Genomic DNA, 6,591 nt, shown 5'->3' on the forward strand with positions numbered 1-6,591 from the left:
TTTATGGGAACTTAGGCTTAATTAATCCCTGAAAATTTAAATCCTAGAAATTATTTGTAGGGTTTCAGGAATAGATCAGCTTCTGCTTCTCTTCGTCTCCGCAGTCCTGTTTCCACATTTGATCCAGGATTTCGATACTTGATGAAAGTTTCGCGGATACTAGCCCAATCACGATTTCTTAAAACTCTAGTCATTGACTCAAAATTAGGGGTTCCGTAAAATTTACTCCCCAAGTTGTAGCCAAAGCTGAGTAAAGCACCTCGTTGGTTAGGGTTGAGTTCGCTCCAGCAAGGTATTTTCATTAAATCAGGTAAGTAGCTTGTTTCCAACTGATGCATCAATAGATCATCAGCTTCTTGTTGGGAAATGCTCTCTCCCAGATTCCACGGACTACCGTCACGTTTTCTTGTTGTACCCCAGCCAATTGTGATTGGTTTCCCTCCGGTTAAAGGATCAGGGTAGGCTTTAAGATAGCAACCTTCAAACTTTTTAATTAGCTCAACTCCACACATAGGGAGACTTGTGGAGACTCTTTGAGTTTTAGTTTCGGTCAGCTGGTTTGATGTTGTACCATTCCTGCTTATCGGATTACTCTTAATCTGAGCCAGAATCTCATTCGCACTGAGATACTTGATTGAATCAGAGTTGAGGCTGGTGCTGTCACGATCTTCTTCTTCCTGTTGCCATAAATTACTAACAGGAATTAGGTCAGTTTGCTGATCTGAGTTCCCTTGCTCTGTTAGCGATGCTGGTTTTTCGTTATCGCTATCTTCTGGAGTAGATCGATCTTGTTCCAATTGTTGCCTTTCGGCTTGAACGCGCTGCTTCTCGGCTTCTAGTTCCTGAAGTTGGGCTTCATACTGCGCCCGTAACTGCAACTGCTCGTTAAGCGTTTCTACGGCAAGTTCAGCATTCTGTGTGGCTGTTTCTTGGGTTTGCTTCTTGCCTGCCTCTTGTCGTTCTGTTAACTGGGCAATAAAGACCTGTAAGTCTTGCTGAATATACTGTTCAACTCGTTCAGCAAAAATTGTGTAGGCCTCGGAGTGGTTCTCAAATTGACGATAGGGACCAGCCATTTGGAAAAACTGCCACCCCTCAATTTTCAAACCTTCGGCTGTATTACGATAGCTGCGGTACTTCTCACCATGACCAAAAAACTCTTCAACCGCAGCAGAAACTGCTACTACCTGACTTAATCCGAAAGCCGACCAGCCAACAATTTCTTGCCACTTCTGATTCCCCTTCTGAAAACCAATTAGTGCTGGGACAATTACCCCACCAATGATGGTAATCATTCTGAGGTTGTGATGAGCATTGCGTTCTTTGGTGGCTCTTCCCTCCAGCCACAAAACTTGGTCGAGCCAGCGATTTTTCAGAAAGTCTTTTCGCAAGTCTGACAAGTCGAGTTGGTCAATCAGTCCAGAGAAGGTCTGTCTAAGGTATTGACTATAGTCATTTTTCTTAGCCATAGGTTTAAATTGTTCAAAAGCTTATAAATATACTTGCATAAAAATACTGCTTTTTTATCAGTAGTTTATCGAACTTAGCAAGTGGCGTAGAAACCCTCTTTCTGCGGACTGCCTCACCACACAAGCTCTAACACAGCTTCAATTACTCTTTGCGGTGCTTCCCGTTGGATAAAATGCCCTACTTGCGGAATCACAAATCTTTTGTAATCCTGTAAAAAAAACTGTTCTTTGTTAGCACTGGTTTCTGGTAAAGTTGCACCATCCGCATCTCCATGCAATACTGTTGTTGGTACATCAATTTTTGGTGTTTTCATTAGTTTTTCATGAATCACATTGTAAGCGGGATCAAGAGGAGAAAATCCCCAGCGACTGCGGTACGAATCAATGGTAATATCTATCCAATCTGGATTATCAAAAGATTGGGCAGTCTGATCAAATTCATCATCACTAAAATTCCAACTAGGACACCATAATTGCCATAATTGGCGTGTAAAATTACGTCTATCTGCTGTTAGAGTTTCCCGTCCTCTTTCTGTGGCAAAAAACCACTGATACCAATATTGCTGCACCTGTGAAAATGATAATGTTTGGTCAGGATTATTAGTTCCGTAACCTACAGATAATGCTGTGAGACTATGTAATAAATCAGGACGTAAGGCAGCGATATTATAGCCAATTCGTGCGCCCCAGTCATGACCTACTAAATGTACAGCACCGATATTTAAGGCTTCAATAAACTCTATTATATCTTGTCCTAAAGCTGCCAGTTGTCCGCTGCGTAAAGTTTGAGCATCAAGAAAATGTGTGAGTCCAAAGCCTCGAAGATATGGTGTAATACAGCGATAGTTGGCATTAACTAACGCAGGGATAATTGTATTCCAAGTTAGTGCATCATCAGGCCAACCATGTAGGAGAATTATAGTTGGTTTGTCACTTTCACCATAGCTGTGATAAGCGATATTGAGACGGGAGGTTTTAATATATTGAATCATAAAATGTGGAGAATGATTGAACGCGGATGCACGCAGATAAACGCGGATAAAGGCAGATAAATCAATGAATTTTAGAATTATGTGCAACTTCACATACAATTAATTGGTATCACCTACTTTATCATGTTGCTAAATCAGATATTACTGTTACTAAACCATTAACAACTCGCGCTAGTTTTTCAATATCAACTTTATCTAAAGTATCTGCATCTGTGTGATAATATTGATAGCGATAGGGTGCAGTATCTGTCACCATAATTCCTTTGTAATCTTGTTGCCAAAAAGACCATTGATCTGACCAACCAACACCAGGAATCCAGCTAGGTAAAGCAGTTCCTTGTGAGGGAAATTGGACATGACGACGAAAAGAACTAATTGCTTTTTTGACTAAATCTCCTGAGTTGATATTACCAATAAAACTGATAAAATTGCCATGATTAGGATATAATAGACCAATAGGAAAAGGATATTGTTGACTACCGGGTTGTTCTGAAAAATATCCCATTGTTTCTAAACTCAACATAGCAACAACCTTGTCACCGCTTTGGTGCAATTTTTTGGCATATACCAAACTGCCCATATTTTCTGTCCAGAAAAATGGCGGTTCTTCATTGGTAAATTCCACAAAACGAATAGTTCGATTAGTCGTTTTATTAGCAAATATTTTGGCTAATTCTAATGTGGCAATTGCACCTGTGGCATTATCATTTGCTCCGGGACTGGTAAAAGCTGAATCATAATGACCACCCACTACAATTATTTCGTCTGGCTTCTTTGTTCCTTGCTTTTCAACTGCGATGTTGTAGTAAGATTTGCCATTTATTTGATATTCTTGCTGTTTAACTTCGTAACCAGCTTGAGTCAAAGCAGTGGTCAAAAAGTCTTTTGCAGTATTCAGTTTTTCATATTGACTATAATTACGAATGCCGATATCACCTGCAAGCTTTTGTAAATCCTGTTGTAGTAATTTTTGTAGAGTAATTTCTGCTGTATTTAGGGGTGGAAGTTGCCCTTGATAACTTTTTTCTGGCATCCAAAACATTGTCCACCATAACCAAATACCGGAAATTAAAACAATAACAAAAAGTACAGCCAAGCGAATTAAGGCAGATTTGTTGATAATTTGCAAGTTGTGTAACTTAAATCTACCCTTGTTTCCAGATGTTCGCATTAACTGTACCTCTATTTAGCTATCAGTAGTCAGCTATTAGCAGTCAGATTTTCAACCTATTCCCTGCTATATTACTGGTGGATTTGCGTAGCCTTCAACATATGATAAGTAATAATTAATTGGGTAAGTGCCAGGGGATAACTTTGTAAAGTTTCTCCAGTTGTACCAGCGATTTTACCCAATTCAGGATTAATTTCCCGATCGCATATATTTTTTAAGTAAGGCATATCCGAACACATAATATGCTCGATATTTGTTACTTGTTCCAAGGTAGCGTGGCCATCAACTTCTAACACATCCACAGGTTTACCCATGTCTCTATCTAGTCCCAAACGCACTGCGGACTTAGTATCACTCCCACTAGAGATAATTTGGGTAAAATCGGGATGGGGAATGGTGGGACGCAAAACTAACCGCACGTTTAAATGACCATTGCTTTCATCTTCCTTTTCGTTGGGTGGATAGAAACTAACCACAATATCTGACCATTGACGTTGAGGACGAATATACTGTTCTGAGTCTGGTTCCCGTTTTTCTAATTCTGCTAATACCTGTTCTTCGCTATAACCACGTTTTTGCGTATCCCGCTTCACTTTCCACGTAGCACGTAGTTGTTCAGGTGGTGCAAGATAAACTTTGACATCATAAGCGTCACGCGCAGCACGGGTAGAATAACCAAGTAACCCTTCTATAATTACAAATTTATTCGGTTTAATATATTGTGGCGGTTCAAAAGTTCCTGTTTTGTGACTGTAAACAGGTTTAAGAATTGACTGTCCTGTACGTAGCAACGATAGATGTTGCTGCATAATATCTAAATAATTGCAGTCAGGATGAAGGGCTGTAATTCCTAGTTCTGCTCTTTGTGTGCGATCGTAACGGTGATAATCATCTGTACAAATCAGAGTCACATTTTCCGGTCCCAATACTTGAGCAATGCCCCTAGTTAGAGTTGTTTTACCAGCCGCGCTATCACCAACAATACCAAGAATAATTGGACGGCTCATTTTACCCCCTTCGACACAACTTAATTGTGTGATAATGTTTGTGAATAACAGTTTTCACTAATTTTAAGGGAAAAATCGAAAATAAAATCAATCTAGCATCTTTGCCGCAACATCTCTCAACATAAAGGCTGGAATAGGAAGACTGCCTGCTCTCATCTTGTTGTCCAAAGACTGTAAAATTTATATTTATATATTGAAATTAAATTAAATGACTCGCTTTATACATGACCAATTTGCTAAAGACTATCTAGAAGAACTCCTAAAGCCCTTTGGTAAAGTCGAAGCATCGACTCGCGTCGCTGGAGAGGTACGAGAAATAGATGTATTATTTACCCCATTTCCCGAACAAGCAGATGATATCAAATCATTAGGATTATTAGGTAAATTAGCAGCCACACCAGCTATATTTGAACCCTACCGTAACCCAGTATCAAAAGAAGAAATTTGTGATTGTCTGTTAAAATTACTAGAAGTTAGAGGTGCATTACAACGAGAAGCTAAACGCAATCAAACCACAATTGTAGACAACGAGATTCCTAAATTATGGATTCTTACACCTACAGCATCAAAAAACCTGCTATCGGGATTTAATGGTATAGAAAAATCAGATTCTCTACCTGGAATATACTTTTTAGCAGAATATTTACGTACTGCAATTGTTGTCATTCATAAATTACCATGTACTACCGAAACATTGTGGTTAAGACTTTTAGGCAGAGGAAAAGTTCAAAAACTAGCAATTGATGAATTAGCAGCGTTACCATCAAATCAGCCTTATGTCAAAATTACACTGGAGCTACTTTACAACCTCCAACAGAATTTGAGAATTAATCAAAGTTCACAAACAGAAGATAGGGAGTTGATTATGCGTTTAGCACCACTTTACCAGCAAGATAGAGAACTGGCTAGACAAGAAGGATTACAAGAAGGATTAAAAAAAGAACAACAGTTAATTATCCGTCAATTAAATCGTCGAATTGGTGAAATTGATTCTTCGTTAATTCAAAGAATCCAAACATTATCTGTTGAGCAACTTGAGGACTTAGGAGAAGCTTTGTTAGATTTTGGATCAGTTGCAGATTTAGAAGCTTGGTTTCAATCTGTAAATTAAATTAGATGCTCGCCATCTTCTCATATTATTAAATGATGATGGCGTGTGATCGTTTCCCCAATCTCAAATGGACTAGGTTTAAGGGAAAAGATAATAGAGTTAAAAGCTTTGATAGAAAAAGAACACAATAATGAGTAAACAAACAATTGGGTTAGAACAAAATCTGTACGATTATTTACTTTCAGTTTCTTTAAAAGAACCAGAAGTTTTAACTCAACTGCGTCAAGAAACCGCCCAATTACCAATGTCTCGGATGCAAATTTCTCCAGAACAGGGACAGTTTATGGCGTTGTTGGTAAAACTAATAGGAGCAAAGAAAACTTTAGAAGTAGGTGTGTTTACAGGTTACAGTTCCTTGGTGACGGCTTTGGCTTTACCAGCAGATGGTAAGATTGTCGCCTGTGATGTAAGTGAAGAGTTTACCAGCGTAGCCCAACGTTATTGGGAAAAAGCCGGAGTTAGGAATAAAATAGATCTGCACATTGCTCCTGCTTTGGAAACCTTGGATAATTTGCTGGCAGCAGGTGAAGCAGAAAGCTTCGATTTTGCTTTTATTGATGCTGATAAGGGCAACTATGAGAATTATTATGAGCGATCGCTGCAATTAATTCGACCAGGTGGACTGATTACAGTTGATAATGTGTTGTGGTCAGGAAGAGTTGCAGATCCAGAAGTTCAAGATAATCAAACTAAAAAAATTCGTGCTTTTAATCAAAAGTTACACGAAGACTCACGAATTACCCTGAGTTTAGTCCCCATCGGTGACGGGTTGACCTTAGCACGGAAGAATTAAGGTGTGTGTAGGGTGTGGGGTGTAGGGTGTGGGGTGTAGGGTGTGGGG

Annotated in this window: 6 protein-coding genes; 2 read left to right on the forward strand and 4 right to left on the reverse strand. The window is 39.2% G+C overall.

What is annotated here, in order from left to right; genetic code table 11:
* Positions 1-50: 50 nt before the first annotated feature.
* The 4 genes from A0J48_RS19270 to A0J48_RS19285 all read right to left on the reverse strand — a co-directional run bounded on the left by A0J48_RS19270 (position 51) and on the right by A0J48_RS19285 (position 4,639).
* Positions 51-1,469, reverse strand: a complete 1,419-nt coding sequence (locus A0J48_RS19270; RefSeq protein WP_200325906.1) for a DUF4231 domain-containing protein — start codon at positions 1,467-1,469, stop codon at positions 51-53.
* 113 nt (positions 1,470-1,582) lie between these two features.
* Complete coding sequence (locus A0J48_RS19275) at positions 1,583-2,461, reverse strand: alpha/beta fold hydrolase (RefSeq protein WP_200325908.1); 879 nt, start codon at positions 2,459-2,461, stop codon at positions 1,583-1,585.
* Between the two features lie 121 nt (positions 2,462-2,582).
* Positions 2,583-3,632, reverse strand: a complete 1,050-nt coding sequence (locus A0J48_RS19280; protein WP_200325910.1) for a M28 family peptidase — start codon at positions 3,630-3,632, stop codon at positions 2,583-2,585.
* Positions 3,633-3,703: 71 nt separating this feature from the next.
* Positions 3,704-4,639, reverse strand: coding sequence for a phosphoribulokinase (locus A0J48_RS19285; protein ID WP_200325912.1), 936 nt, complete (start codon positions 4,637-4,639; stop codon positions 3,704-3,706).
* Between the two features lie 208 nt (positions 4,640-4,847).
* Between A0J48_RS19285 and A0J48_RS19290 the strand changes: the two genes are divergently transcribed.
* Together A0J48_RS19290 and A0J48_RS19295 are read left to right on the forward strand one after the other, a co-directional pair.
* Positions 4,848-5,750 carry a DUF4351 domain-containing protein gene (locus A0J48_RS19290; RefSeq protein WP_200325914.1) on the forward strand — a complete coding sequence of 301 codons (903 nt, stop codon included), beginning with the start codon at positions 4,848-4,850 and terminating at the stop codon, positions 5,748-5,750.
* Positions 5,751-5,880: 130 nt separating this feature from the next.
* Positions 5,881-6,543: a class I SAM-dependent methyltransferase gene (locus A0J48_RS19295; protein ID WP_200325916.1), complete on the forward strand. Its 663-nt coding sequence runs from the start codon at positions 5,881-5,883 to the stop codon at positions 6,541-6,543.
* The last annotated feature ends 48 nt before the right edge of the window (positions 6,544-6,591 follow it).

Origin of the sequence: Sphaerospermopsis aphanizomenoides BCCUSP55, from assembly GCF_001586785.1 — a bacterium.
GTDB lineage: Bacteria > Cyanobacteriota > Cyanobacteriia > Cyanobacteriales > Nostocaceae > Sphaerospermopsis_A > Sphaerospermopsis_A aphanizomenoides_A.

Bases quoted from the DNA above. Each gene is read 5' to 3' on its own strand.
- A0J48_RS19270 (WP_200325906.1), bottom strand. From the start codon at position 1,469: ATGGCTAAGAAAAATGACTATAGTCAATACCTTAGACAGACCTTCTCT.
- A0J48_RS19275 (WP_200325908.1), bottom strand. From the start codon at position 2,461: ATGATTCAATATATTAAAACCTCCCGTCTCAATATCGCTTATCACAGC.
- A0J48_RS19280 (WP_200325910.1), bottom strand. From the start codon at position 3,632: ATGCGAACATCTGGAAACAAGGGTAGATTTAAGTTACACAACTTGCAA.
- A0J48_RS19285 (WP_200325912.1), bottom strand. From the start codon at position 4,639: ATGAGCCGTCCAATTATTCTTGGTATTGTTGGTGATAGCGCGGCTGGT.
- A0J48_RS19290 (WP_200325914.1), top strand. From the start codon at position 4,848: ATGACTCGCTTTATACATGACCAATTTGCTAAAGACTATCTAGAAGAA.
- A0J48_RS19295 (WP_200325916.1), top strand. From the start codon at position 5,881: ATGAGTAAACAAACAATTGGGTTAGAACAAAATCTGTACGATTATTTA.